27 protein-coding genes and 1 pseudogene are annotated in these 24,384 nt (G+C 56.6%); 8 read left to right on the forward strand and 20 right to left on the reverse strand.

Translation table 11 applies throughout. From position 1 onward, the window contains the following. From HMPREF1024_RS12535 to fkpA, 9 genes are all read right to left on the reverse strand, one after another. Positions 1 to 401, reverse strand: a 401-nt coding sequence (locus HMPREF1024_RS12535; RefSeq protein WP_009308712.1) for a GTP-binding protein, incomplete at its 3' end; no start/stop codon positions are given. 69 nt (positions 402 to 470) lie between these two features. Then, a complete protein-coding gene (gene fusA, locus HMPREF1024_RS12530; protein ID WP_002920103.1) occupies positions 471 to 2,585 on the reverse strand; it encodes an elongation factor G in 2,115 nt (704 codons plus the stop codon). Between the two features lie 96 nt (positions 2,586 to 2,681). Continuing rightward, complete coding sequence (rpsG, locus tag HMPREF1024_RS12525) at positions 2,682 to 3,152, reverse strand: 30S ribosomal protein S7 (RefSeq protein ID WP_002920113.1); 471 nt, start codon at positions 3,150 to 3,152, stop codon at positions 2,682 to 2,684. A 96-nt stretch (positions 3,153 to 3,248) separates the two neighbouring features. Next, positions 3,249 to 3,623, reverse strand: coding sequence for a 30S ribosomal protein S12 (gene rpsL / locus HMPREF1024_RS12520; protein WP_002920115.1), 375 nt, complete (start codon positions 3,621 to 3,623; stop codon positions 3,249 to 3,251). 124 nt (positions 3,624 to 3,747) lie between these two features. After that, entirely contained in the window at positions 3,748 to 4,035 is a 288-nt protein-coding gene (gene tusB / locus HMPREF1024_RS12515; RefSeq protein ID WP_002920119.1) for a sulfurtransferase complex subunit TusB, read from the reverse strand. A gap of 7 nt (positions 4,036 to 4,042) precedes the next feature. Beyond that, positions 4,043 to 4,402, reverse strand: a complete 360-nt coding sequence (gene tusC / locus HMPREF1024_RS12510) for a sulfurtransferase complex subunit TusC (protein ID WP_004174061.1) — start codon at positions 4,400 to 4,402, stop codon at positions 4,043 to 4,045. Continuing rightward, the gene (gene tusD, locus HMPREF1024_RS12505; protein ID WP_002920128.1) at positions 4,402 to 4,788 is read right to left on the reverse strand and encodes a sulfurtransferase complex subunit TusD; all 387 of its coding nucleotides are present in this window, start codon (positions 4,786 to 4,788) and stop codon (positions 4,402 to 4,404) included. Before tusD ends, tusC begins: the two co-directional genes overlap by 1 nt. Further along, the gene (locus tag HMPREF1024_RS12500; protein ID WP_002920130.1) at positions 4,788 to 5,510 is read right to left on the reverse strand and encodes a transcriptional regulator; all 723 of its coding nucleotides are present in this window, start codon (positions 5,508 to 5,510) and stop codon (positions 4,788 to 4,790) included. Before HMPREF1024_RS12500 ends, tusD begins: the two co-directional genes overlap by 1 nt. 168 nt (positions 5,511 to 5,678) lie before the next feature. Next, entirely contained in the window at positions 5,679 to 6,509 is an 831-nt protein-coding gene (gene fkpA, locus HMPREF1024_RS12495) for an FKBP-type peptidyl-prolyl cis-trans isomerase (RefSeq protein ID WP_009308719.1), read from the reverse strand. Positions 6,510 to 6,731: 222 nt separating this feature from the next. Here fkpA and HMPREF1024_RS12490 point away from each other — a divergent pair, with 222 nt between their 5' ends. After that, complete coding sequence (locus tag HMPREF1024_RS12490) at positions 6,732 to 6,950, forward strand: protein SlyX (RefSeq protein ID WP_002920136.1); 219 nt, start codon at positions 6,732 to 6,734, stop codon at positions 6,948 to 6,950. A gap of 58 nt (positions 6,951 to 7,008) precedes the next feature. On the opposite strand, the gene slyD is transcribed toward HMPREF1024_RS12490, so the two are convergent. From slyD to kefG, 4 genes and pseudogenes are all read right to left on the reverse strand, one after another. Continuing rightward, positions 7,009 to 7,596 carry a peptidylprolyl isomerase gene (gene slyD, locus HMPREF1024_RS12485; protein WP_002920140.1) on the reverse strand — a complete coding sequence of 196 codons (588 nt, stop codon included), beginning with the start codon at positions 7,594 to 7,596 and terminating at the stop codon, positions 7,009 to 7,011. Positions 7,597 to 7,689: 93 nt separating this feature from the next. Then, positions 7,690 to 7,890 (reverse strand): YheV family putative zinc ribbon protein, encoded by a 201-nt coding sequence (locus HMPREF1024_RS12480; RefSeq protein ID WP_002920143.1) that lies wholly within the window; start codon positions 7,888 to 7,890, stop codon positions 7,690 to 7,692. A gap of 11 nt (positions 7,891 to 7,901) precedes the next feature. Beyond that, positions 7,902 to 9,705 (reverse strand): annotated as a pseudogene (kefB, locus tag HMPREF1024_RS12475) (glutathione-regulated potassium-efflux system protein KefB). Further along, on the reverse strand, positions 9,692 to 10,255 hold the full coding sequence (gene kefG / locus HMPREF1024_RS12470) for a glutathione-regulated potassium-efflux system ancillary protein KefG (protein WP_004151401.1): 564 nt from the start codon (positions 10,253 to 10,255) through the stop codon (positions 9,692 to 9,694). Before kefG ends, kefB begins: the two are co-directional and overlap by 14 nt. A 173-nt stretch (positions 10,256 to 10,428) precedes the next feature. Here kefG and HMPREF1024_RS12465 point away from each other — a divergent pair, with 173 nt between their 5' ends. From HMPREF1024_RS12465 to HMPREF1024_RS12450, 4 genes are all read left to right on the forward strand, one after another. Further along, entirely contained in the window at positions 10,429 to 12,333 is a 1,905-nt protein-coding gene (locus HMPREF1024_RS12465; RefSeq protein ID WP_009308721.1) for an ABC transporter ATP-binding protein, read from the forward strand. Positions 12,334 to 12,560: 227 nt separating this feature from the next. Then, positions 12,561 to 13,559 (forward strand): hydrolase, encoded by a 999-nt coding sequence (locus HMPREF1024_RS12460; protein WP_024264627.1) that lies wholly within the window; start codon positions 12,561 to 12,563, stop codon positions 13,557 to 13,559. Beyond that, positions 13,556 to 13,774: a YheU family protein gene (locus HMPREF1024_RS12455; protein WP_004174055.1), complete on the forward strand. Its 219-nt coding sequence runs from the start codon at positions 13,556 to 13,558 to the stop codon at positions 13,772 to 13,774. The genes HMPREF1024_RS12460 and HMPREF1024_RS12455 overlap by 4 nt, the downstream gene beginning before the upstream one ends. Before the next feature lie 36 nt (positions 13,775 to 13,810). After that, a complete protein-coding gene (locus HMPREF1024_RS12450; RefSeq protein WP_002920153.1) occupies positions 13,811 to 14,680 on the forward strand; it encodes a phosphoribulokinase in 870 nt (289 codons plus the stop codon). Between the two features lie 54 nt (positions 14,681 to 14,734). Here HMPREF1024_RS12450 and HMPREF1024_RS12445 read toward each other — a convergent pair whose 3' ends face one another. Continuing rightward, positions 14,735 to 15,139: an OsmC family protein gene (locus HMPREF1024_RS12445; protein WP_002920158.1), complete on the reverse strand. Its 405-nt coding sequence runs from the start codon at positions 15,137 to 15,139 to the stop codon at positions 14,735 to 14,737. A gap of 306 nt (positions 15,140 to 15,445) precedes the next feature. On the opposite strand from HMPREF1024_RS12445, the gene crp reads away from it, so the two are divergent. Continuing rightward, positions 15,446 to 16,078: a cAMP-activated global transcriptional regulator CRP gene (crp, locus tag HMPREF1024_RS12440; RefSeq protein ID WP_000242758.1), complete on the forward strand. Its 633-nt coding sequence runs from the start codon at positions 15,446 to 15,448 to the stop codon at positions 16,076 to 16,078. 51 nt (positions 16,079 to 16,129) lie between these two features. Next, a complete protein-coding gene (locus HMPREF1024_RS12435) occupies positions 16,130 to 18,208 on the forward strand; it encodes a YccS/YhfK family putative transporter (protein ID WP_004151402.1) in 2,079 nt (692 codons plus the stop codon). Here HMPREF1024_RS12435 and HMPREF1024_RS12430 read toward each other — a convergent pair. From HMPREF1024_RS12430 to ppiA, 5 genes are all read right to left on the reverse strand, one after another. Continuing rightward, positions 18,198 to 19,418, reverse strand: a complete 1,221-nt coding sequence (locus HMPREF1024_RS12430; protein ID WP_002920226.1) for an aspartate aminotransferase family protein — start codon at positions 19,416 to 19,418, stop codon at positions 18,198 to 18,200. The genes HMPREF1024_RS12435 and HMPREF1024_RS12430 overlap by 11 nt on opposite strands. A 90-nt stretch (positions 19,419 to 19,508) precedes the next feature. Further along, positions 19,509 to 20,072 (reverse strand): aminodeoxychorismate synthase component 2, encoded by a 564-nt coding sequence (gene pabA / locus HMPREF1024_RS12425; protein WP_002920229.1) that lies wholly within the window; start codon positions 20,070 to 20,072, stop codon positions 19,509 to 19,511. Positions 20,073 to 20,104: 32 nt separating this feature from the next. Then, entirely contained in the window at positions 20,105 to 20,707 is a 603-nt protein-coding gene (locus HMPREF1024_RS12420) for a putative adenosine monophosphate-protein transferase Fic (protein WP_002920230.1), read from the reverse strand. Continuing rightward, complete coding sequence (locus HMPREF1024_RS12415) at positions 20,697 to 20,864, reverse strand: YhfG family protein (protein ID WP_002920231.1); 168 nt, start codon at positions 20,862 to 20,864, stop codon at positions 20,697 to 20,699. Before HMPREF1024_RS12415 ends, HMPREF1024_RS12420 begins: the two co-directional genes overlap by 11 nt. 106 nt (positions 20,865 to 20,970) lie before the next feature. After that, positions 20,971 to 21,540, reverse strand: coding sequence for a peptidylprolyl isomerase A (gene ppiA / locus HMPREF1024_RS12410; RefSeq protein ID WP_002920238.1), 570 nt, complete (start codon positions 21,538 to 21,540; stop codon positions 20,971 to 20,973). A 276-nt stretch (positions 21,541 to 21,816) separates the two neighbouring features. On the opposite strand from ppiA, the gene tsgA reads away from it, so the two are divergent. Then, positions 21,817 to 23,004, forward strand: coding sequence for an MFS transporter TsgA (gene tsgA, locus HMPREF1024_RS12405; RefSeq protein WP_002920240.1), 1,188 nt, complete (start codon positions 21,817 to 21,819; stop codon positions 23,002 to 23,004). On the opposite strand, the gene HMPREF1024_RS12400 is transcribed toward tsgA, so the two are convergent. Next, on the reverse strand, positions 23,001 to 24,323 hold the full coding sequence (locus HMPREF1024_RS12400) for a cytosine deaminase (protein ID WP_009308722.1): 1,323 nt from the start codon (positions 24,321 to 24,323) through the stop codon (positions 23,001 to 23,003). The two genes, tsgA and HMPREF1024_RS12400, sit on opposite strands and share 4 nt — an antisense overlap. Positions 24,324 to 24,384: the final 61 nt, after the last annotated feature.

Below are 24,384 nucleotides of genomic sequence, written 5' to 3' on the forward strand. Positions count from 1 at the left end.
AACACGATGATGTACGGAACGCCTACCTGACGACCCAGCAGGATGTGCTCACGAGTCTGCGGCATCGGGCCGTCAGTCGCAGCAACAACCAGGATCGCGCCGTCCATCTGCGCAGCACCGGTGATCATGTTTTTAACATAGTCGGCGTGGCCCGGGCAGTCTACGTGCGCGTAGTGGCGAGTCGGGGTGTCATATTCAACGTGAGAGGTGTTGATGGTGATACCACGAGCTTTTTCTTCCGGCGCGTTATCGATCTGGTCGAATGCGCGAGCGGAACCACCGTAGGTTTTAGCCAGAACGGTAGTGATGGCAGCAGTCAGGGTAGTTTTACCATGGTCAACGTGGCCGATAGTACCAACGTTGACGTGCGGTTTTGTACGTTCAAATTTTTCTTTAGACACGGCTATATTCCTTACTATAGTGCTCTCCCCTTCGGAGAGAGCACGGGACTTAGGTTTTAATCCTGTGGATTATTTACCACGGGCTTCAATAACGGCCTGAGCAACGTTGTTCGGCGCATCATCATACTTCAGGAATTCCATGGTGTATGATGCACGACCTTTGGTCAGAGAACGCAGCTGAGTTGCATAACCGAACATTTCGGACAGCGGTACTTCAGCGTGGATCTTAACGCCGGTTACTTCGGATTCCTGACCGCGCAGCATACCGCGACGACGGCTCAAGTCACCGATAACGTCACCAGTGTTCTCTTCCGGAGTTTCTACTTCAACCTTCATGATCGGCTCAAGCAGAACTGGTTTTGCTTTCTTAAAGCCTTCTTTAAAGGCAATAGACGCAGCCAGTTTAAACGCCAGCTCAGAGGAGTCAACGTCGTGGTAAGAACCGAAGTGCAGACGGATACCCATATCAACTACCGGGTAACCTGCCAGCGGACCAGCTTTCAGCTGTTCCTGGATGCCTTTATCAACGGCCGGGATGTATTCGCCAGGAATTACACCACCTTTGATGTCGTTGATGAACTCGTAACCTTTCGGGTTAGAGCCCGGCTCCAGCGGGTACATGTCGATCACAACGTGACCGTACTGACCACGACCACCAGACTGCTTGGCGTGTTTACCTTCGATATCGGTAACTTTCGCGCGAATCGCTTCACGGTAAGCAACCTGAGGTTTACCGACGTTCGCTTCAACGTTGAATTCACGCTTCATACGGTCAACGATGATGTCGAGGTGCAGCTCACCCATACCGGCGATAATGGTCTGGTTAGACTCTTCGTCAGTCCATACGCGGAAAGACGGGTCTTCTTTAGCCAGACGACCCAGAGCCAGACCCATTTTTTCCTGGTCAGCTTTGGTTTTCGGCTCAACGGCGATGGAGATTACCGGCTCAGGGAATTCCATACGCTCCAGAATGATCGGCGCATCCGGGTCACACAGGGTGTCACCAGTGGTTACGTCTTTCAGACCGATAGCAGCAGCGATGTCGCCCGCGCGAACTTCTTTGATCTCTTCACGTTTGTTAGCGTGCATCTGAACGATACGACCGAAACGCTCACGTGCAGCTTTCACGGAGTTCAGTACGGTATCACCAGAGTTAACCACACCGGAGTACACGCGGAAGAAGGTCAGGTTACCCACGAACGGGTCGGTAGCGATTTTGAACGCCAGTGCAGAGAACGGCTCGTCGTCGCTTGCGTGACGCTCAGCCGGGGTATCTTTACCGTCGTCCAGAATACCGTTGATCGCAGGTACGTCAACCGGGGATGGCAGGTAATCAATTACCGCATCCAGCATCGCCTGAACGCCTTTGTTCTTGAACGCAGAACCACAGGTTACCAGGATGATTTCGTTGTTCAGAACGCGCTGACGCAGAGCTTTTTTGATCTCTTCTTCAGTCAGTTCTTCACCACCCAGGTATTTTTCCATCAGCTCTTCAGAAGCTTCAGCTGCGGATTCGATCAGGTTCTGGTGCCATTCATCAGCCAGGTCCTGCATGTCAGCCGGGATATCTTCGTATTCGAAGGTTACGCCCTGGTCTGCATCGTTCCAGTTGATGGCTTTCATTTTCACCAGGTCAACAACGCCGGTGAAACCTTCTTCAGCACCAATTGCCAGCTGCAGCGGAACCGGGTTCGCGCCCAGACGGGTTTTGATCTGACCAACAACTTTCAGGAAGTTAGCGCCCATGCGGTCCATTTTGTTAACGAACGCGATGCGCGGAACTTTATATTTGTTTGCCTGACGCCATACGGTTTCAGACTGCGGCTGAACACCACCAACTGCGCAGTAAACCATTACCGCACCATCAAGAACACGCATGGAACGTTCTACTTCGATAGTGAAGTCAACGTGCCCCGGGGTGTCGATGATGTTTACGCGGTGCGGTTCATACTGTTTGGCCATACCAGACCAGAATGCAGTAGTCGCAGCGGAAGTGATGGTGATACCACGTTCCTGCTCCTGCTCCATCCAGTCCATGGTAGCGGCGCCGTCATGAACTTCACCGATTTTGTGGTTTACACCGGTGTAGAACAGAATACGTTCGGTAGTAGTGGTTTTACCGGCGTCGATGTGCGCACTGATACCGATGTTACGGTAGCGTGCGATGGGTGTTGTACGAGCCATTTGATTCCTCGTTTATTTCTTTAGGCGTTCAGTTAAGTTATCCAGAGCGGGCGACTCATCTGAAGCGCCCGCCTGGTGACTATGACTCCGAAGGGATTACCAACGGTAGTGAGCGAACGCCTTGTTGGCTTCGGCCATACGGTGAACGTCTTCACGTTTCTTAACTGCAGTACCTTTGTTGTCTGCAGCATCAGTGAGTTCGTTCGCCAGGCGCAGAGCCATGGATTTATCACCGCGTTTACGAGCAGCTTCAACGATCCAACGCATTGCCAGGGCATTACGACGGACCGGACGAACTTCAACTGGAACCTGATAAGTAGAACCACCTACGCGGCGGGACTTAACTTCGACAGTCGGGCGCACGTTTTCGAGCGCAACTTCGAAGGCTTCCAGTTCAGATTTACCAGAACGCTGAGCCAGGGTCTCCAGCGCGCTGTATACGATAGTTTCTGCAGTAGATTTTTTACCATCTACCATCAGGATATTGACAAATTTAGCCAGCAGTTCTGATCCGAACTTCGGATCCGGCAGAATTTTACGCTGACCAATGACGCGACGACGTGGCATGGAAATACTCCGTTGTTAATTCAGGATTGTCCAAAACTCTAAGAGTTTAGTATGACATTAAGATAAATCAGTTTGGCCTTACTTAACGGAGAACCATTAAGCCTTAGGACGCTTCACGCCGTACTTGGAGCGAGCCTGCTTACGGTCTTTAACGCCGGAGCAGTCAAGCGCACCACGAACGGTGTGGTAACGAACACCCGGAAGGTCTTTAACACGACCGCCACGGATCAGGATCACGGAGTGCTCCTGCAGGTTGTGACCTTCACCACCGATGTAGGAGGTGACTTCGAAACCGTTAGTCAGACGCACACGGCAAACTTTACGCAGTGCGGAGTTCGGTTTCTTAGGAGTGGTGGTATATACGCGAGTACATACGCCACGTTTCTGCGGGCAGGCTTCCAGCGCTGGCACGTTGCTCTTTGCAACTTTGCGCGCGCGTGGTTTGCGTACCAGCTGGTTAATTGTTGCCATTAAATAGCTCCTGGTTTTAGCTTTTGCTTCGTAAACACGTAATAAATCGCCTCATATATTATGAGGACGCAGAATTTTAGGGCGGTGCCGAAAAGGTGTCAAGAAATATACAACGATCCCGCCATCACCAGGCCAACTGACCGGCATGTTTGACTGTGAGTCTGACGAAATCAGTATAGCTAACCCTGCCGACACTGTCCGCAATTTGACCAGCCAGCCCGCGGGCGTCAACGTCGTCTTGCAGCACGTATAGGGTTATGGGGGCGGATTGCAGGATCTCAAGGAAGCGACCATCGGCGATGGCCGCGGTGACGCCGTCAGACAGTAGTACCAGATCGTCGCCGTGCTCCATCAAACGAAGCATCGCTGCGATGTCGGCATGCCAGGGGGAAACACTGAGCGTATGGAGCATGGGGGCCTCAGAAACGCAAAATCACATCAAATTCATGCAGACGGGCGCGCAGGGCATCCGGCGCCAGGCATTCGACATCCACCACCCACGGGGTCGCGGGATCCAGGCCGCGCTCTCGCGCTGAGTCGGCGCACAGCCAGCACTGGTCGATATCATATAGCGACAGCAATTTAAAGGTAGCGATGTAGTCGCGGGCCAGCACAGCGCCAGGCCGCTGTTCGGGTAACAGCTGAAACACGCCGTCGCCCACAAAAAACACGCCAATATCGTCGGTGAGCGCGGAGGTTGCTAATAAGGCATCGAGGCCTTCCCTGCCAGCGGCGCTGCCGTGCGGCGCAGAGGAAAATACAAAAGCCACACGTTTCATCAGAACTGCACCATCCGATCGCAAGTAAGCGCCGCTTCCGCTAGCGCGCCGAGCCCGCTCAAGGTAAAACCCGGCTGCAAATTGTGGCCAGGCAGAGCGAGCTGTTGCGCTTCGCGTTCGTCCGTTACGCCACGACGCAGGGCGGCCGCCACGCAGATATGCAGCGCGACGCCGTGCTCATCGTGGAGGGATTGCCACCCGCGCACCAGATCGAACTCATCGCTGGCGGGCGCCGTCAACTGGTTAGCGTTAAGCACGCCTTCGCGATAGAAAAAAACGCACGCCAGCTCATGGCCTTCCTGCAGCACGGCCTGGGCAAATTGCCAGGCGCTGCTCGCCTGCTGCGTGCCATAGGCTGGGCCGGTCACCGTGAGGGCAAAACGCATTACTTATCCAGCCCCTGGAAATCGCCGCTTTTGAACTGGCGAATATAGAGGTAGACGGTGTGCTTGGAGATGTTCAGACGATCGGCTACCTGGTTAATAGCGTCTTTAATATCGAAGATCCCTTTCTCGTAGAGATTCAGCACGATTTGACGGTTTTTCGCATTGTTAGACACGCTGCGATCGGCATTCACCTCTTCAATGGTGAACTCCAGCGTCTGGGCGACCAGATCGTCTACCGAAGAAGCAAAGTTCACCGGCGAGTTCACTTCAGGCGTTTCTGGCGGAATAAAGGTGCTCATGATCTGGGAAAACGGCACATCCAGATTCATGTTGATACACAGCAGACCAATCACCCGGTGATCGCGGTTGCGAATGGCAATCGTCACCGACTTCATCAGTACGCCGCTTTTAGCACGGGTAAAGTAGCATTTGGAAACGCTGCTATCGGCGCCCGTCATATCGTGCAGCATGCGCAGCGCAAGATCGGTAATCGGTGAACCAATTTGGCGGCCGGTATGTTCACCATTGGCGATACGGATGGCAGAGCATTTCAGATCCTGCAAAGAATGCAGCACGATTTCACAGTGCGAACCGATGAGCATCGCCAACCCGTCCACTACCGCTTCATAAGATTTGAGAATATCGAAATCGGTCTGGTCAAAGGGACGTTGATCCAGCAGGTCAAGCTCGCTGGTTTCATTGGTTAAAAGCGACCTGGACATGAAAAAAAGCACTCCTTTTCAGGAGCCTGTCGTTATTGTCAGGGCAGGCTCATCATCATTATTAAGCTATCTAAAGTAATACAGCGCCTGAGGATCTTTCCAGTTTTAATTATATCTGCGCTCAATAAAAAAGCCGCCGCCTCTGACGAGACGGCGGCCTGAACCTGATTACTTCTTAGCGTCAGCTTTCGCGTCCGCGGCTTTCGCATCGCCTGCGGCTTCCGGCTGTGCATCTGCCTTCGGCGCCGGTTTGATATCCAGCAGTTCTACATCAAAGACCAGCGTAGAGTTGGCCGGGATGCCCGGGACGCCAGTTTTACCGTAGGCCAGGTCCGGCGGAATAACCAGCTTGATTTTGCCGCCTTTCTTGATGTTCTTCAGGCCTTCAGTCCAGCCCGGGATCACGCCGTCGAGACGGAAAGAGAGCGGCTCGCCGCGAGTATAAGAGTTATCAAACTCTTTACCGTCGATCAGGGTACCTTTGTAGTTTACCACCACGGTATCGCTGTCTTTCGGCGCATCGCCAGCGCCTTCTTTCTCGACTTTATACAGCAGGCCAGTTTTTGAGGTTTTCACGCCCTTCTCTTTGGCAAAGTTGTCACGGAAAGCTTTACCTTTGGCTTCGTTCTCAGTGGCGTCTTTTTCCATTTTCTGCTGAGCCGCGGTCTTCACGCGCGTTTCAAAGGCCTGCAGAGTCTGTTCGATCTCCTGGTCGGACAGTTTGCTCTTATCGGCAAACGCGTCCTGTACGCCGGCGATCAGCTGGGATTTATCCAGCTTAATGCCCAGCTTCTCTTGTTCTTTCAGGGAGTTTTCCATGTAACGCCCCAGGGACGCGCCCAGCGCATAGGCCGATTTCTGATCGTCATTTTTAAATGCCGATTTACTCTCAGCCGCCGGGGCTGCCTTCGTTGCCGTATCTGCAGCGAAGGTCAGCGGTGCATTCAGGGCGACGGCCATTGTGGCCGCCAGCAGCGTTACTTTAAACAGTGATTTCATCCATTTCTCCAGGGCCGGGGCCTCTCGCCCCAGGGTTATCGTAAAAAGCAAAAAACGTACTATAGAACGTTGCCATTAAAATCTACATACGGACGTTCCTGAATATCGCCTCTTTTAGGACTATTTTTGTATGAATAAGTTTCCTGTACGGCGCAGCGATGCTGCGCGCCAGGGGAAACTTAAGTAGAATCCGCCCGCAGGATCAGACTAAAGAGGTTACCCATGCACGATAGCACATTAGAAACGCGCCTTGCGGAGCTGGAAAGCCGGCTGGCGTTTCAGGAAATCACCATCGAAGACCTCAACAAAACCGTGACCGCCCACGAGATCGAGATGGCGAAGATGCGGGAGCATATGCGTCTGATGATCGAGAAGCTTAAGGCGACCCAACCCTCCCATATCGCCTCCCAGGCGGAAGAGACGCCACCGCCGCACTATTGAGGCGTAAAAAAAGCGGGTTTCCCCGCTTTTTTGTCGTCTTCGTGCCGAAGCGCAAAGATTAGTGGCAGCCGCAGCCACCGTGGCCGCCGCAGCCGCCTTTACCATGGTCGTGACCATGATCGTGGCCGTGGCCGCCGCAGCAACCGTCATGACCATGGTCATGATCGTGATCGTGGCCATGCGCGCCGTGCACGTGACCGTGCTCCAGCTCTTCCGCAGTCGCTTCGCGGATGGCGACGACTTCCACATTAAACTTCAGGTTCTGGCCAGCCAGCATGTGGTTGCCATCAACCACAACGTGGTCGTCTTCAACTTCAGTGATTTCTACTGGTACCGGACCCTGATCGGTTTCCGCCAGGAAGCGCATGCCAACCTGCAGTTCATCAACGCCCATGAAGACGTCTTTCGGTACACGCTGCACCAGGTTTTCGTCATACTGACCGTAAGCGTCGTTAGCGCCGACGGCAACGTCAAATTTGTCGCCCACTTCGTGGCCATCCAGCGCGTTTTCCAGGCCGGAAATCAGGGAGCCGTGACCGTGCAGGTAATCCAGCGGCGCGCTTACCGGAGACTCATCAACCAACACACCGTCTTCTGTACGTACCTGATAGGCCAGGCTGACCACCAGGTCTTTTGCTACTTTCATGATATCTCCTGAGATGGGAAGAATAGTGGCGCAGATTGTAGCGGAATTCTGCTGCCGTGTACCCTTTAGCTTAAAAAAAGCCGACGGATAACGCTAGTCGGGATGAAAAATGCCAATCACCTGCTCCTCTTTGCGTACATGCTCACGGGCCTCTTTATCTGCCTCACGCATCTGATGACCGCATTTAACGCACTCAACAACATCGACATTATTCTCACGCCACATTGCCAGCGAATCCTGCGCCTGGCACGCCGGACATTTCGCCCCGGCAATAAAACGTTTACGCACTGCCATAAGATTTACCTTTATTCAAACTCGTCCCAGCCGTCCAGCTGCCGGCTCTCTTTCTGCATTTCGCGCTGGAAAATCTCTTCCAGTTCGCGCCGGGCCTCCCGCACGCGTGATATCTGTACCGTATCAGTATGCACTGGCATTAGCTCGCGCAGCATTCGCATATCGAGGCGTCGGAAGTGCAGCTGCGCGCGCTGGGCCTGGTGAGGATGCATCCCGAGGGTGATGAGCGCTTTGCGCCCCAGTTCCAACGCACTGGAGAAAGTTTCACGAGAAAACTGCGTCACGCCGGCCTGCAGCAGCTCATGCGCCTCAACGCGCCCGCGAGCGCGGGCCAGAATATGCAGATGTGGAAAGTGTTGTTGACACATTTCCACCAGCCGCATGGTATCTTCTGGCTCATTACAGGTGATGACGATCGACTGCGCCTCTTCCGCTCCCGCCGAGCGCAGCAGCTCCAGCTGGGTGGCATCGCCAAAATAGACTTTATAGCCATAGTTGCGCATCAGATTTACCGCGCTGATGTCCCGCTCCAGTACCGTAATACGCATCTTATTGGCCATCAGCAGGCGACCAATGACCTGACCAAAGCGACCAAACCCGACAATAATCACCTGCGGCTTGTCATCCTCCACCCACGGCGCCTCATCAGTATCGTCCGCCGGATTCAGCCGTCGCGACAATAGCTTATCTATCCCCTTCATCAGCAGCGGCGTCGTCATCATCGACAACGTTACCGCCACCAGCAGCAGCGCCATCTGGTCGTGCTGAAACAACCGCTGAGAGGCGGGCAGCGAAAAGAGGACAAACGCGAACTCGCCGCCCTGGCTTAATACGCCCGCGAACTGCATCCGCTCGGAACTTCGCAGGCCATAGAGACGGGCCAGCAGATAGAGCACCAGCATTTTTACCGCCACCAGCACCGCCACGCTTACCGCCACCCACAGCAGATGGGTATACAGTACGCCAAGGTTCAGCGCCATGCCGACGGAAATAAAGAACAACCCGAGCAGCAGCCCCTTGAACGGATCGATAGCGATCTCCAGTTCGTGGCGATACTCACTTTCCGCCAGCAGCACGCCGGCAATAAAGGTGCCCAGCGCCATCGACAGCCCCAGCGCCTCCATAAACAGGGCAGATCCGAGGACCAACAGCAGCGTGGCGGCAGTGAACACCTCCCTGACCCCCGAGCTGGCGATAAAACGGAACACCGGCCGCAGCAGATAGCGTCCGCCAATCAGCATCCCGGCAAAGGCCAGGACCTTCATGCCGACCGTCAACCAGTTCACATGCTCATCCGCTGAACCGGCCAGCAGGGGCACCAGCGCCAGCGCCGGGATCACCGCCAGATCCTGAAACAGCAGCACCGAAAAGCCTAGCTGTCCCGCTTCGCTGCGGCTCATTCCCTTCTCACGCATCAGCTGCAGCGCCATGGCGGTGGAAGACATCGCCAGGCCGATCCCGCCGACCACCGCCGCCTGCCATGAAAACCCGGTCGTCATCAGCAACCCACCGAGGATCGCCGCGCTGAGCATCACCTGCGCCGCGCCAACGCCGAAGATGGAGCTCCGCAGTCGCCATAGCTTGGCGGGATTGAGCTCCAGGCCGATGATAAACATCAGAAACACTACGCCGAGCTCAGAGAAATGGAGAATTTCATCCACATCGCTGATAAACCCGAGCCCCCACGGACCAATGGCGATCCCGGCCAGCAGATAGCCCAGCACCGCGCCAATCCCCAGTCTTGAAGCCAGAGGGACGGCGATGACGGCCGCGAACAAAACAACACCCCGCCAGCAGCAAATCAGATCCCGCCATGGACACCTCCGGCGGCGATGGGGTTGGCCAACCAGTCCCGGTAGGCCAGGGCGCGGCTGCGCAGCTCCTCTGGCTGCTGCCTCCGGGCCCAGTAGACGATAATGGGGCTCATCCAGTGCATACGGCACATGCCGGCGGTCAGTTCAAAAGGACGTAAAATATCGTTCATCGGATAGCGATTAGCATCGCGACGGTAGGCGCTCTCAGGCTCGCCGGTAGTGATCACGCTGCGCCAGTACTTTCCCGCCAGTTCGTTCCCTCCGGCGCCGCTGGCGAAGCCGCGGCTTAACACACGATCCAGCCACTCCTTAAGCAGCGCCGGACAGCTCCAGGTATATAAAGGGTGCTGGAAAACAATCACCTCATGCTGGCGCAGCAGGTCCTGTTCGTAAGCAATATCGATAAAAAAATCCGGATAGTGCGCGTAGAGATCGTGCACGGTGACGTTCGGCAACTGTAAGGCCGGCTCTAATAAAACCCGGTTGGCCACGGAATCCTGAGATTCTGGGTGGGCATACAGCAGCAACACTTTCGCTGTCTGAGACATCATTCCCCTCCCGTAGGTCTTCTGGCGGCCTGCACAGCCCCGGCGTTTTGACACAGCCAGAATGACTTTGTGTATCGTCTTCGTTTTGGGCTACCATGGCGGCCCGGTGAAGCGATTCGCTTCCACACTACATTATCATAATGACAAATTAACATAGTCTGAACATACGGCGCCTTATGATTGTTTTCTCCTCGTTACAAATTCGTCGCGGCGTACGCGTCCTGCTGGACAACGCCACCGCTACCATCAATCCTGGCCAAAAGGTCGGTCTGGTGGGGAAAAACGGCTGCGGGAAATCGACGCTGCTATCGCTTTTGAAAAACGAGATAAGCGCTGACGGCGGCAGTATGACCTTTCCCGGCAACTGGCAGCTGGCCTGGGTGAATCAGGAAACCCCGGCGCTACCGCAGCCGGCAATCGATTATGTCATTGACGGCGATCGAGAATATCGCCAGCTGGAGGCCGCGCTCCAGCAGGCTAACGAACGCAACGACGGTCATGCTATCGCCACCGTCCACGGTAAGCTGGACGCCATCGACGCCTGGACGATCCGTTCGCGCGCCGCCAGCCTGCTGCACGGTCTGGGGTTCAGCAATGAACAGCTTGAGCGGCCGGTCAGCGATTTTTCCGGCGGCTGGCGTATGCGCCTTAACCTCGCCCAGGCGCTGATCTGCCGCTCCGATCTGCTGCTGCTCGATGAACCGACTAACCACCTCGATCTCGATGCGGTGATTTGGCTGGAGAAGTGGCTGAAGGGCTATACGGGAACGCTGATCCTCATCTCCCACGATCGCGATTTTCTCGATCCTATCGTCGACAAAATTATCCATATCGAACAGCAGACAATGTTTGAGTACACCGGCAACTACAGTTCGTTTGAAGTGCAGCGCGCCACCCGCCTCGCTCAGCAGCAGGCGATGTACGAAAGCCAGCAGCAGCGCGTCGCGCACCTGCAAAGCTATATCGATCGCTTCCGTGCCAAAGCCACCAAGGCCAAGCAGGCGCAAAGCCGGATCAAAATGCTGGAGCGGATGGAGCTTATCGCTCCGGCGCACGTGGATAACCCGTTCCACTTCAGCTTCCGCCAGCCGGAGAGCTTGCCTAACCCACTGCTGAAGATGGAGAAAGTCAGCGCCGGCTACGGCGAGCGTATTATTCTCGACTCCATCAAGCTTAACCTGGTGCCGGGCTCGCGTATCGGCCTGCTGGGCCGCAACGGCGCCGGGAAGTCGACGCTGATTAAGCTCCTGGCAGGCGAGCTCCAGCCCGTAAGCGGCGAGATCGGCCTCGCGAAAGGCATCAAGCTCGGCTACTTCGCCCAGCATCAGCTGGAATTCCTGCGCGCCGATGAGTCGCCGCTGCAGCACCTGGCGCGTCTGGCGCCGCAGGAGCTGGAGCAGAAGCTGCGTGATTATCTCGGCGGCTTTGGTTTCCAGGGCGATAAGGTGAGCGAAGAAACCCGCCGCTTCTCCGGTGGAGAAAAGGCGCGCCTGGTACTGGCCCTGATCGTCTGGCAGCGCCCTAACCTGCTGCTGCTCGATGAACCGACCAACCACCTTGACCTCGATATGCGTCAGGCCTTAACCGAAGCGCTGATCGACTTTGAAGGGGCGCTGGTGGTCGTATCGCACGATCGGCACCTGATCCGTTCCACCACTGACGATCTGTACCTCGTCCACGATGGTAAAGTCGAGCCGTTCGACGGCGATCTGGAAGATTATCAGCAGTGGCTCAGCGACTCGCAAAAACAGGAGTCCCAGAGCGTCGAGGCGCCAAAAGAGAGCGGCAATAGCGCCCAGGCGCGCAAAGACCAGAAGCGTCGGGAAGCGGAGCTGCGCAGCCAGACCCAACCGCTGCGCAAAGAGATCGCCCGTCTGGAAAAAGAGATGGACAAGCTCAACGCGCAGTTGGCCGGTGCGGAAGAAAAACTTGGCGACAGTGAGCTTTATGACGCCTCACGTAAAGCCGAGCTGACCGAATGCCTGCAGCAGCAGGCCAGCGCGAAGTCCGGGCTGGAGGAGTGCGAGATGGCCTGGCTGGAGGCCCAGGAGCAGCTGGAGCGCATGCTTCAGGAAGGCTAAACTCTTCCTCTTCATCCTGCCTGCGCGTACGCTGCCGCTGGCAGGGTGGGTTTCTGCCCTCTTCATGGCCTGGCCATCAGCGACATCAATGATTTGTTTTTGCTGTAAGCTGGCGTCACTGGCCGCAAGACCACATATTGGCTAACCCCCTGCATGCCCTGCGCGGTATAGTCATCATCACGTTTATTAATTGTTCTGGTGCTATGGTTGAAATCATCCCCACAGACATGACGCCCCCCGAAAACGATTCGCGTGAGTTCCATCCGATGCGCGGCGTGGGCAATCGTCATCTGCAAACCATGCTGCCGCGGCTGATTCGCCGTAAATTGCGCTTTACCCCGCACTGGCAGCGCCTTGAGCTGCCGGACGGCGATTTTGTCGATCTGGCCTGGAGCGAAGACCCGCACCAGGCGCGCCATAAGCCGCGCCTCGTCGTTTTTCACGGCCTGGAAGGCAGTCTGCACAGCCCGTACGCCCATGGTCTGATCCACGCGGCGATGCAGCGCGGCTGGCTGGGCGTGGTGATGCATTTCCGCGGCTGCAGCGGCGAACCTAACCGCAATCACCGCATCTATCACTCCGGCGAAACGGAAGATGGCACCTGGTTTTTGCACTGGCTGAAGCGCGAGTTTGGTCCCGCGCCGACCGCGGCCGTCGGCTATTCGCTGGGCGGCAATATGCTGGGCTGCCTGCTGGCAGAGGAAGGCGACCGCTGCCCGCTGGATGCGGCGGTGATCGTCTCCGCGCCTTTCATGCTCGAAGCCTGCAGCTATCATATGGATAAGGGCTTCTCGCGAGTTTATCAGCGCTATCTGCTCAATCTGTTAAAAGCCAACGCTTCACGCAAGCTGAAAGCGTACCCGGGCTCGCTGCCCGTCGATTTACGCCAGCTCAAAGGGATGCGCCGCATCCGGGAATTTGACGATATGATCACCGCCAAAATCCATGGCTTTGCCGATGCGCTGGATTATTACCGGCAATGCAGCGCCATGCCGCGGCTCAGCGATATCACTAAGCCGACGCTCATCATTCACGCGAAAGACGATCCGTTTATGGATCACCACTCGATTCCGCCGCAGGAGCAACTGCCCGCGAACGTAGAGTATCAATTGACCGAGCAAGGCGGCCACGTTGGCTTTGTCAGCGGCACTCTGCGTAAACCGGAGATGTGGCTGGAAAGACGCATTCCCGACTGGTTAAACCGCTGGCTGGAGGTTCCCGTATGATTATTCCCTGGCAGGATCTGGATCCCGAAACGCTGGATAACCTGATTGAAAGCTTTGTGTTACGTGAAGGCACCGATTATGGTGAATATGAACGTTCACTTGCCGATAAAGTCGCCGATGTAAAACAGCAGCTGAAACGCGGAGAGGCGGTCCTTGTGTGGTCGGAACTGCATGAGACGGTCAATATTATGCCGCGCGCGCTGTTTAACGGCTAAGGCGACGCCACTACATCGTTTAACCAGGGAGTTGTTATGTCTGCCAAACATCCGGTGATCGCCGTCACGGGCTCCAGCGGCGCGGGCACTACCACCACCAGCCTTGCCTTTCGCAAAATCTTCGCGCAGCTAAACCTGCACGCCGCGGAGGTGGAAGGCGATAGCTTTCATCGCTACACCCGCCCGGAAATGGACATGGCGATCCGTAAGGCGCGGGATCAGGGTAAACATATCAGCTACTTTGGCCCGGAGGCGAACGACTTCGGCCTGCTGGAGCAGACCTTTGTCGACTATGGTCGCCACGGCAAAGGTCAGTCGCGGAAATACCTCCACACCTATGACGAAGCCGTGCCGTGGAATCAGGTGCCGGGGACCTTTACCCCCTGGCAGCCGCTGCCGGAGCCGACAGACGTGCTGTTCTATGAGGGGCTGCACGGCGGGGTTGTCACGCCGCAGCATGATGTCGCCAGCCATGTCGACCTGCTGGTCGGGGTGGTGCCTATCGTTAACCTCGAATGGATCCAAAAGCTTATTCGCGACACCAGCGAACGCGGCCACTCCCGGGAGGCGGTGATGGACTCGGTCGTCCGCTCGATGGAAGATTACATCAACTTCATTACCCCGCAATTTTCCCGCACCCATATCAACTTTCAGCGCGTGCCGACGGTGGACACCTCCAACCCGTTTGCCGCCAAAGCGATCCCCTCGCTGGACGAGAGCTTTGTGGTGATCCATTTCCGCAATCTGCAGAATATCGATTTCCCCTGGCTGTTGGCGATGCTGCAGGGCTCGTTTATCTCGCACATGAACACCCTGGTGGTGCCGGGCGGTAAAATGGGGCTGGCGATGGAGCTTATCATGACGCCGCTGGTCGAGCGCCTGATGGAAGGCCGTAAGATAGGCTAACCAAAAAACCCCGGCCTGGCCGGGGTTGAGATTCGATACAACGGCAGGCGAAGACTACGCCTCGATCACTTCATAGGAGTGAGTGATGTTCACCGCTTTTTCCAGCATCAGCGCCACCGAGCAGTATTTCTCTGCCGACAGGTCCACCGCCCGGGAGACCGCGGCATCTTTCAGCGCCTTGCCGGTGACGATAAAATGCAGATTAATATGCGTGAACAGACGCGGAGCCTCTTCGCGACGCTCGGAGGTCAGCTTCACTTCGCAATTGGTCACGTCGTGACGACCTTTTTGCAGAATGGAGACCACATCGATCGCACTGCAACCGCCCGCCGCCATCAGCACCATCTCCATCGGGCTGGGAGCCTTATCCCCGGAGTTGCCATCCATCAGAATCTGGTGTCCCGATGCGGACTCCCCGATAAAGGTTAACCCTTCTACCCATTTCACACGCGCTTGCATAAAATTTAACTCCAGTATCGCAATATTCCTGTCAGATTACGCGCACATAACAATTCTCGCAACGGAAGGCGACCTGCGTCATGCTGAAGCGAGACACCAGGAGACATGCGGCGAAAGCTATGCTAAAACAGTCTGGATGCTACAGTAATACATTGATGTACTGCATGTATGCAGAGGAGTTCACATTACGGGCTGTCGAAAAATCATCAGCCAGCTTCCCAGGTATAGGGAAACAATACGATTGCATGCCCGGACGCCGTGTAGTGTCGGCGCCCGGAGATAGCTTATAACAGAGGATAACCGCGCATGGTGCTTGGCAAACCGCAAACAGACCCTACCCTTGAATGGTTCTTGTCTCATTGCCACATTCATAAGTACCCATCAAAGAGCACGCTGATCCACCAGGGTGAAAAAGCAGAAACGCTGTACTACATCGTTAAAGGCTCCGTGGCTGTACTCATCAAGGATGAAGAAGGTAAAGAGATGATCCTCTCCTACCTCAACCAGGGCGATTTCATCGGTGAATTAGGCCTGTTTGAAGAGGGTCAGGAGCGTAGCGCCTGGGTACGGGCGAAAACCGCATGTGAAGTGGCCGAAATCTCTTATAAGAAATTCCGTCAGCTGATCCAGGTGAACCCGGACATTCTGATGCGTCTCTCTTCGCAAATGGCTCGCCGTCTGCAGGTCACGTCTGAGAAAGTGGGCAACCTCGCCTTCCTCGACGTGACGGGCCGTATCGCCCAGACGCTGCTGAACCTGGCGAAGCAACCGGATGCCATGACCCACCCGGACGGTATGCAAATTAAAATTACCCGCCAGGAAATTGGTCAGATCGTCGGCTGCTCTCGTGAAACCGTTGGTCGTATTTTGAAAATGCTGGAAGATCAGAACCTGATTTCCGCGCACGGTAAAACCATCGTCGTCTACGGCACCCGTTAAGTTGCTAAGCGGCGTATTGCTCCCACAGTACGCCGTTTTTGTTTTTCCCTCATGTGGCGCAGGCTGATTTACCACCCGGAAGTCAACTATGCACTGCGGCAAACGCTGGTGCTGTGTCTGCCCGTGGCCATCGGTCTTCTGCTCGGCCATCTCCAGCAGGGGCTGTTATTTTCCTTAGTCCCCGCCTGCTGCAACATTGCCGGTCTTGATACCCCGCATAAGCGCTTTTTCAAACGCCTGATTATCGGCGGCTGCCTGTTTGCCGGATGCAGTCTGGTGGTGCAGTTGCTGCTTGCCCAGGCGATACCCCTGCCGTTTATTCTCAGCGGCCTGGCGCTCTTGCTCGGCGTTACCGCGGAGATCAGTTCGCTGCACGCGCGGCTGCTGCCCGCGTCGCTGATCGCCGCCATCTTTACCCTGAGCCTGGCGGGCAATATGCCCATCTGGGAGCCGCTGCTGATCTACGCCTTCGGCACGCTGTGGTACGGCGTGTTTAACTGGTTCTGGTTCTGGCTGTGGCGCGAACAGCCGCTACGGGAGTCGCTTAGCCTGCTTTACCGGGAGCTGGCGGACTACTGTGAAGCCAAATACAGCCTGCTGACCCAGCATACCGATCCCTCGACCGCCCTGCCGCCGCTGCTCACCCGCCAGCAGAAAGTGGTCGATCTGATTACCCAGTGCTATCAGCAGATGCATATGCTGGCCGCTAACCAACGCAACGATCATAAGCGCCTGCTGCGGGCGTTTCAGATGGGGCTGGATCTGCAGGAGCATATTTCGGTCAGCCTGCATCAGCCGGAAGAGGTGCAAAAGCTGGTGGAACGCAGCCATGCCGAAGCGGTGATCCGCTGGAACGCGCAGACCGTCGCCGCCCGCCTGCGCGTGCTGGCGGATGACATGCTCTATCATCGCTTTCCAAAGCGCTTTCAGATGGATAAACAGATCGAGGCTCTGGAAAAGATCGCCAGACAACATCCGGATAACCCGGTCGGCCACTTCTGCGCCTGGCACTTCAGCCGCATCGCCCGGGTGCTGCATACCCAGCGCCCGCTGTATGCCCGGGACCTGATGGCCGACAAAGAGCGTCGTTTACCGCTATTTCCCGCGCTAAAGAACTACCTGTCGCTAAAATCGCCCGCGCTGCGCAATGCCGCCCGCATCAGCGTGATGCTGAGCGTCGCCAGCCTGATGGGCAACGCCCTGCACTTGCCTAAGCCCTACTGGATCCTGATGACGGTGCTTTTCGTCACCCAGAACGGCTATGGCGCCACCCGGGTGCGTATTGTTCACCGGGCGGCGGGGACGCTCGCCGGCCTGACGATCGCCGGGCTGACCTTGCATTTTCACGTTCCGGAGAGCTACACCCTGAGCGGGATGCTGCTGATTACCCTGCTCAGCTATCTGATCATTCGCAAACACTATGGCTGGGCGATGGTTGGGTTTACGGTGACGGCGGTATATACCCTGCAGCTGCTGACGCTTAACGGCGAACAGTTTATTATCGCCCGGCTGATCGACACCCTTATCGGCTGCCTGATTGCCTTCGGCGGGATGGTCTGGCTGTGGCCGCAGTGGCAGAGCGGCCTGCTGAAAAAAAACGCCCACGATGCGCTGGAGGCCGACCAGCAGGCAATTCGCCTGATCCTCAGCGCCGATCCAAAAGCCCCCGCGCTGGCCTATCAACGCATGCGCGTCAACCAGGCGCACAACGCGCTCTACAACTCCCTGAATCAGGCGATGCAGGAACCCGGGTTTAATACCCACTATCTGGAAGATATGAAGCTGTGGGTGACGCACAGCCAGTTTATCGTCGAACACATCAACGCTATGACCACCCTGGCCCGGGAGCATACGATGCTGACCCCGGATCTTGCCCAGCGCTATCTCGAATCCTGTGAGATTGCGCTGCAGCGCTGCCAGCAGCGGCTGGACAGCGATGGTCCCGGCAGCGCAGGGGATGCCAATATTATGGAGTCGCCGGAAAGCGAGGCGCCGATCGGTCCGTTAAGCACCCTGGAGCAGCATCTGCAACGCATTCTGGGCCATCTGAACACCATGCACACCATTTCATCAGTGGCATGGCGTCAGCGGCCGCACCATGGCATCTGGCTGCGGAAGATCAGCCGTTAATCACCTTTGCCACGGCCTGAGCAAAGCGCGCCATCCCCTCGGCAATATCCTGCTCGTCGATGATCAGCGAGGGAACAAAACGCATCACGTCCGGCCCGGCGTTGAGCACCATGACGCCGGCGTCGGCCGCGGCATAGAGGAAATCACGCGCGCGGCCTTTGTGCTGCGGCTTGAGTTCCGCGCCGATCAGCAGGCCCATCCCGCGTATATCACTGAACAGATCAAACTCGGCATCCAGCCGCTGCAGGTGTTTGACGAACAGTTCGCGCTTCGCGCTCACGCCATCCAGCACCGCCGGGGTATTGATCAGATCGAAGGCGGCGTTGGCGACCGCGCAGGCCAGCGGGTTGCCGCCGTAGGTTGAGCCATGGGAGCCCGCATGGAAGGCGCTGGCGATCTCGTGGGTGGTCAGCATGGCGCTGACCGGGAAGCCGCCGCCCAGCGCTTTGGCGCTGGTCAGAATATCCGGGGTCACGCCGTAGTGCATATAGGCGAACAGCGATCCGGTACGCCCCATACCACACTGTACTTCATCAAAGACGAGCAGCGCCTGGTGCTGATCGCACAGCTCGCGCAGTCCCTGCAGGAAAGCCGGCGTGGCCGCCGTCACGCCGCCTTCGCCCTGAATCGGCTCCACCACCACCGCGCAGGTGTGGTCATCCATCACCGCTTTTACCGCCTGCAGATCGTTGAAGGGAACATGGACAATATCCGCCGGTTTTGGGCCGAAACCATCGGAATACTTCGGCTGACCGCCGACGGAAACGGTAAACAGGGAGCGGCCATGAAAGGCATTATGGAAGGCGATGATTTTGGTTTTATACGGGCTATGGCGGGTCACCGCATAGTGACGCGCCAGCTTAAAGGCCGTTTCATTGGCTTCGGTGCCGGAGTTCATAAACACCACGCGCTCGGCGAAGGTAGCCTCGACAAGTTTACGTCCCAGACGCAGCGCCGGCTCATTGGTAAAGACATTGCTGGTGTGCCACAGCGTTTCGCCCTGCTGATGCAGCGCCGCCACCAGCGCCGGATGGCAATGGCCAAGCGCCGTCACCGCGATACCGCCGGCGAAATCGATATACTCTTTCCCCTGCTGATCCCAGACGCGGCTGCCTTTCCCCTTCACCGGGATGAATTCTGCCGGTGCATAAATTGGCAAAATAACTTCATCGAATGTGGCGCGGGTGATTGCCGGTTGTTCAGTTGCCATGTCTTGCCCATCCCTCTTCGTTACGCAGATGCGATTATGATAATCTAATCACAAAATATGCATAAAAAATCAGTCAATAGCAACTGAAAATCACCGTTTCAAAAAGTTGGCCAGCAATTGATGGCCCTGCTCGCTGAGGATGCTTTCCGGATGAAACTGCACGCCCTCGAGATCCCATTCGCGGTGACGGATCCCCATAATCTCACCGCTGGCGCTGCGGGCAGTGACGTTAAACTCGGACGGGAGCGTCGGCGGGTCAATCACCAGCGAGTGATAGCGGGTCACCGTCAGGGGATTATTCAGCCCCTGAAACACCCCTTCGCCGTTATGCTCGATAAGCGAGGTTTTGCCATGCATGACCTGGGCCGCCCGCACGATAGTCGCGCCAAACGCCTGGGCGATCGCCTGATGCCCGAGACAGACGCCCAGCAGCGGCGTTTTTCCGGCATAGTGGCGGATAACCGCGAGGGAAATCCCCGCCTCATCCGGCGTGCAGGGGCCTGGCGAGATCACGATTTTCTCCGGCGCCAGCGCCGCTATCTCCTCCAGCGTCAACGCATCGTTGCGCCTGACCAGTACTTCCGCCCCCAGTTCGCAGAAGTACTGATACAGATTCCAGGTGAAAGAGTCATAGTTATCGATAAGCAGGATCATAGCGGCTCCGGAACAATCAAAACCGGGCTATTCTACTCAGATTCCCGCGCTTCGCTTACCACTTTGCGAAAGATCGCCACCAGCGGGGCCAGATCGCCCATCGCGCTCTGCTGGCAGGCCGCACTCCAGCCGGCGGGGTCAACGTCACGCCAGTTAAGAAGGTAGCCGGCATGTATCGCCAGCTGTTCAAAGAAAATGCGCTGGGTCAGGCCATTGCCAAGACGAAAAGGGTGCAGCACATTAATTTCACCATAGAACCAGCTCAGGCGTTCGATGAAGGTATCGCGCGGCAGGCCACTGAGATAATCCTCCTGCTCAAGGGCCTGCATCAGGGCATTCCCCTCCTCCTCGATCCGGGCAAAGTGGCAGAACGGCGTATCGCCCAGGTAGAGGTTCACTTCACGCAAGCGGCCCGCCCAGTCAAACAGATCCTGATACAACTGATGATGAATAGCGCACAGATAGGGTAAGCCGCGCACCCGCGGGCCCAGCGGCAGAGTGGCCGCCCGCAGCGCTGTCATCTCAAAGGCGGCCTGCTGCAGATTTTTAGCCTGGCGGATGCCGAGACGGTTGCGCAGCACGTTCAGCGCCGGATAGAGATAAGGATCGCGTTCATCGCCGAATTTATCGCTCATACTCCCTCCGCAACGTCGCCAGACGCGCCAGCGCCTCTTCGGCAGTCAGCGTAACCAGCGGCACCGTCACGCCTTCAAGGCGACGGCTGGCCTGAAAATTGGTATTGCGTGTCTGTTCCCAGAGTCGGGATTTTTGCTTATCGGTGAGTGGACGCATCGTCGCCCCCCTTATCGTCCCCTGTGTGCCACAAGTATAAGCAGCAATTTCAGGTTATGCCGGGAGGCGACCGGGCGCGGCGATAGACCACCGCGCCGCGGGAGGATTAGGGCAGCACTTTCGCTGAGAGGATAACGACTGGTTTGGTCGGCACATTCTGGTACGGACCAACGTTATGGGTCTGGACCTGGGAGATCTTATCCGCAACATCCATCCCCTTCACCACTTTGCCGAATACCGCATAGCCAAAGTCGCGCTGGCCATGGTCGAGGAAGGCGTTATCCGCCACGTTGATGAAGAACTGACTGGTGGCGCTATCCTGATCGGCGGTACGCGCCATCGCGATGGTGCCGCGGGTGTTGCGCAGGCCGTTGTCTGCTTCATTCTTGATCGGCGGGTTAGGCTGCTTCTGCTGCATCTGTTCGTTAAAGCCGCCGCCCTGCACCATGAATCCCGGGATCACGCGGTGAAAGGTGGTGTTGTTGTAGAAGCCGCTGTTGACGTACTTCAGGAAGTTATCCACGGAAATCGGGGCTTTCTGGCTGTTTAACTCAAGCTCAATGTTACCTGCCGAAGTGGTCAGCAGCACATGCGGATCGCCCTTTGCCGCCATGGCCGGGGAGAACGCTGAAATAGCGAAAACGGCAGCCATCGCCGCCAGTGTTGATTTGAGCATGGAAATTCCTTAACGGAGCAGAATAAAAGCGAGTGCCTTGATTCTAAAGAGCCTTTGCATCCTGGGCCAGCCTTTTACCAAATTTTACTTAGCTGTAATAATTGTAACCGCGCAAACGATCTCCTTTGCAGCGAACAAGCGTGATGCAGATCACATTAAAACATGCAAAAGATAACCCATTTCACAATAAACATTTAATTACATCACCTGAACGAATAAAATCTGTCCGCCCGGCGCAGCGTCAACGCGCTTTACCTTTCTATTCACAGGCCAGTCATGACTAACAGCAACCGTATTAAGCTCACATGGATCAGCTTCTTCTCCTACGCCCTGACCGGCGCGTTGGTGATCGTCACCGGGATGGTGATGGGTAACATTGCGGATTATTTCCATCTGCCCGTTTCCAGTATGAGCAACACCTTTACCTTTCTGAACGCCGGTATTCTTATCTCCATCTTCCTCAATGCCTGGCTGATGGAAATCGTGCCGCTGAAAACTCAGCTGCGCTTTGGCTTTATTTTGATGGTGCTGGCGGTGGCCGGCCTGATGCTCAGCCACAGCCTGGCGCTGTTCTCCGCGTCAATGTTCGTTCTTGGCCTGGTGAGCGGGATCACCATGTCGATCGGGACCTTCCTGATCACCCATATGTATGAAGGCCGTCAGCGCGGGGCGCGTCTGCTGTTTACCGACTCCTTCTTTAGCATGGCGGGCATGATTTTCCCGATGGTCGCCGCCGTCCTGCTGGCGCGCAGCATCGAGTGGTACTGGGTCTACGCCTGTATTGGTCTGGTGTATGTCGCTATTTTCGTCCTGACTTTCGGCTGTGATTTCCCGGTGCTGGGCAAAAAAGCCCAGAGTGAAAACAGCCAGCCGGTGGTGAAAGAGAAGTGGGGCATTGGCGTACTGTTCCTCTCCGTTGCGGCGCTGTGCTACATCCTCGGTCAGCTGGGCTTTATCTCCTGGGTACCGGAATATGCGAAGAGCCTGGGCATGAGCCTCGGCGACGCCGGTAAACTGGTGAGCGATTTCTGGATGTCCTACATGATCGGCATGTGGTCATTCAGCTTCATCCTGCGCTTCTTCGACCTGCAGCGTATCTTAACCGTCCTCGCCGGGCTCGCGACGGTGCTGATGTACCTGTTTATCAATGGTTCGCCGGAGCATATGCCGTGGTTTATTCTGACCCTGGGCTTCTTCTCCAGCGCCATTTACACCTCGATCATTACGCTCGGTTCGCAGCAGACGCGGGTCGCTTCGCCGAAGCTGGTGAACTTTATCCTCACCTGCGGCACCATCGGCACCATGCTCACTTTCGTGGTCACCGGCCCGATTGTGGCGGCCAGCGGTCCCCTGGCCGCGCTGCACACCGCTAACGGCCTCTATGCCGTGGTATTCGTAATGTGCTTTATCCTCGGCTTCGTCTCCCGTCATCGCCAGAACAACGCTCAGGCGGCGTCTCACTAAGCCTTCGGCCCCTTTGCATCCGCAAGGGGGCTGTTCCTCATAAAAGAAAGCTCCTCGCCACCGCGGTCAGTTTGGATCCAGCTTTGCGCCGGCAGGGTGGTCGCGATCACCCTTCCCTGGCGAATTGACCAGCGCACCGGCACCTGGCAGCGGACGGCCTCAAAGCCATTCTCCGCCGGGAGAATGATCAGGTTAGCCGGGTTGCCGCTGACAATGCCGTAATCCTCGAGGCCAAACGTGCGGGCGCTGTTGTCGGTGATAAGCTGCAGGCCGTCGTTGATCTGCTGGTAGCCCATCAGCTGGCAAACATGGAGCCCCATATGCAGGACCTGCAGCATATTGCCGGTCCCCAGCGGGTACCACGGGTCAAAGACGTCATCATGCCCAAAGCAAACGTTGATCCCCGCCGCCAACAGCTCCTTCACCCGGGTAATGCCCCGTCGCTTCGGGTAGTCGTCAAACCGGCCCTGCAGATGAATATTCACCAGCGGATTGGCGACAAAGTTGATGCCGGAGAGCTTAAGCAAGCGGAACAGACGCGAGGTATAAGCGCCATTATAGGAGTGCATAGCGGTGGTATGGCTGGCCGTTACCCGCGGCCCTATCCCCGCTTTCAGCGCCAGCGCGGCAACGGTTTCAACAAAGCGCGACTGCTCATCGTCAATTTCATCGCAGTGAATATCCAGTGGGCGGTCATATTGCTGCGCCAGACGGAAGGCGATATGCAGCGATTCCACACCATATTCACGGGTGAACTCAAAATGCGGGATCGCCCCGACGACGTCCGCCCCCAGCTTGAGGGCCTCCTCCAGCAGCGCCTCGCCGTTGGGGTAAGAGAGGATCCCCTCCTGTGGAAAAGCGACAATCTGTAACTCGACCCATGGCGCCACCTCCTGTTTGACCTCCAGCATCGCCTTCAGCGCCGTTAACGTGGGATCGGAAACATCGACATGAGTGCGGACAAACTGCACGCCATTGGCGATCTGCCACTTCAGGGTTTTCCACGCCCGGGCTTTGACGTCCTCATGGCTGAGCAGCGCTTTCCGCTCCGCCCAGCGCTCAATCCCCTCGAACAGAGTACCGGACTGATTCCAGTTCGGCTCGCCGGCCGTCTGGGTGGTATCCAGATGGATATGCGGCTCGATAAAAGGCGGGATCGCTAGCCCGCCGCGAGCGTTCAATACCTCATAGCTTTCATCGTGCGCCTCCCCCATCGGCGTGATCGCGCCAAAGCGGCCCTTATCAATGGCTATTTGCCACAGGCCGTCGCGGTCTGCCAGGCGTACGTTCTGAATCAACCAAAGCGGCGCTGCTGTCATATCACCCTCTCTATTCAATACGGCTTGTTTTCTGTCTAACCCCAATCGCGGCTTACCCAAT

Source organism: Klebsiella sp. 4_1_44FAA (assembly GCF_000238715.1).
Lineage (GTDB): Bacteria > Pseudomonadota > Gammaproteobacteria > Enterobacterales > Enterobacteriaceae > Klebsiella > Klebsiella pneumoniae.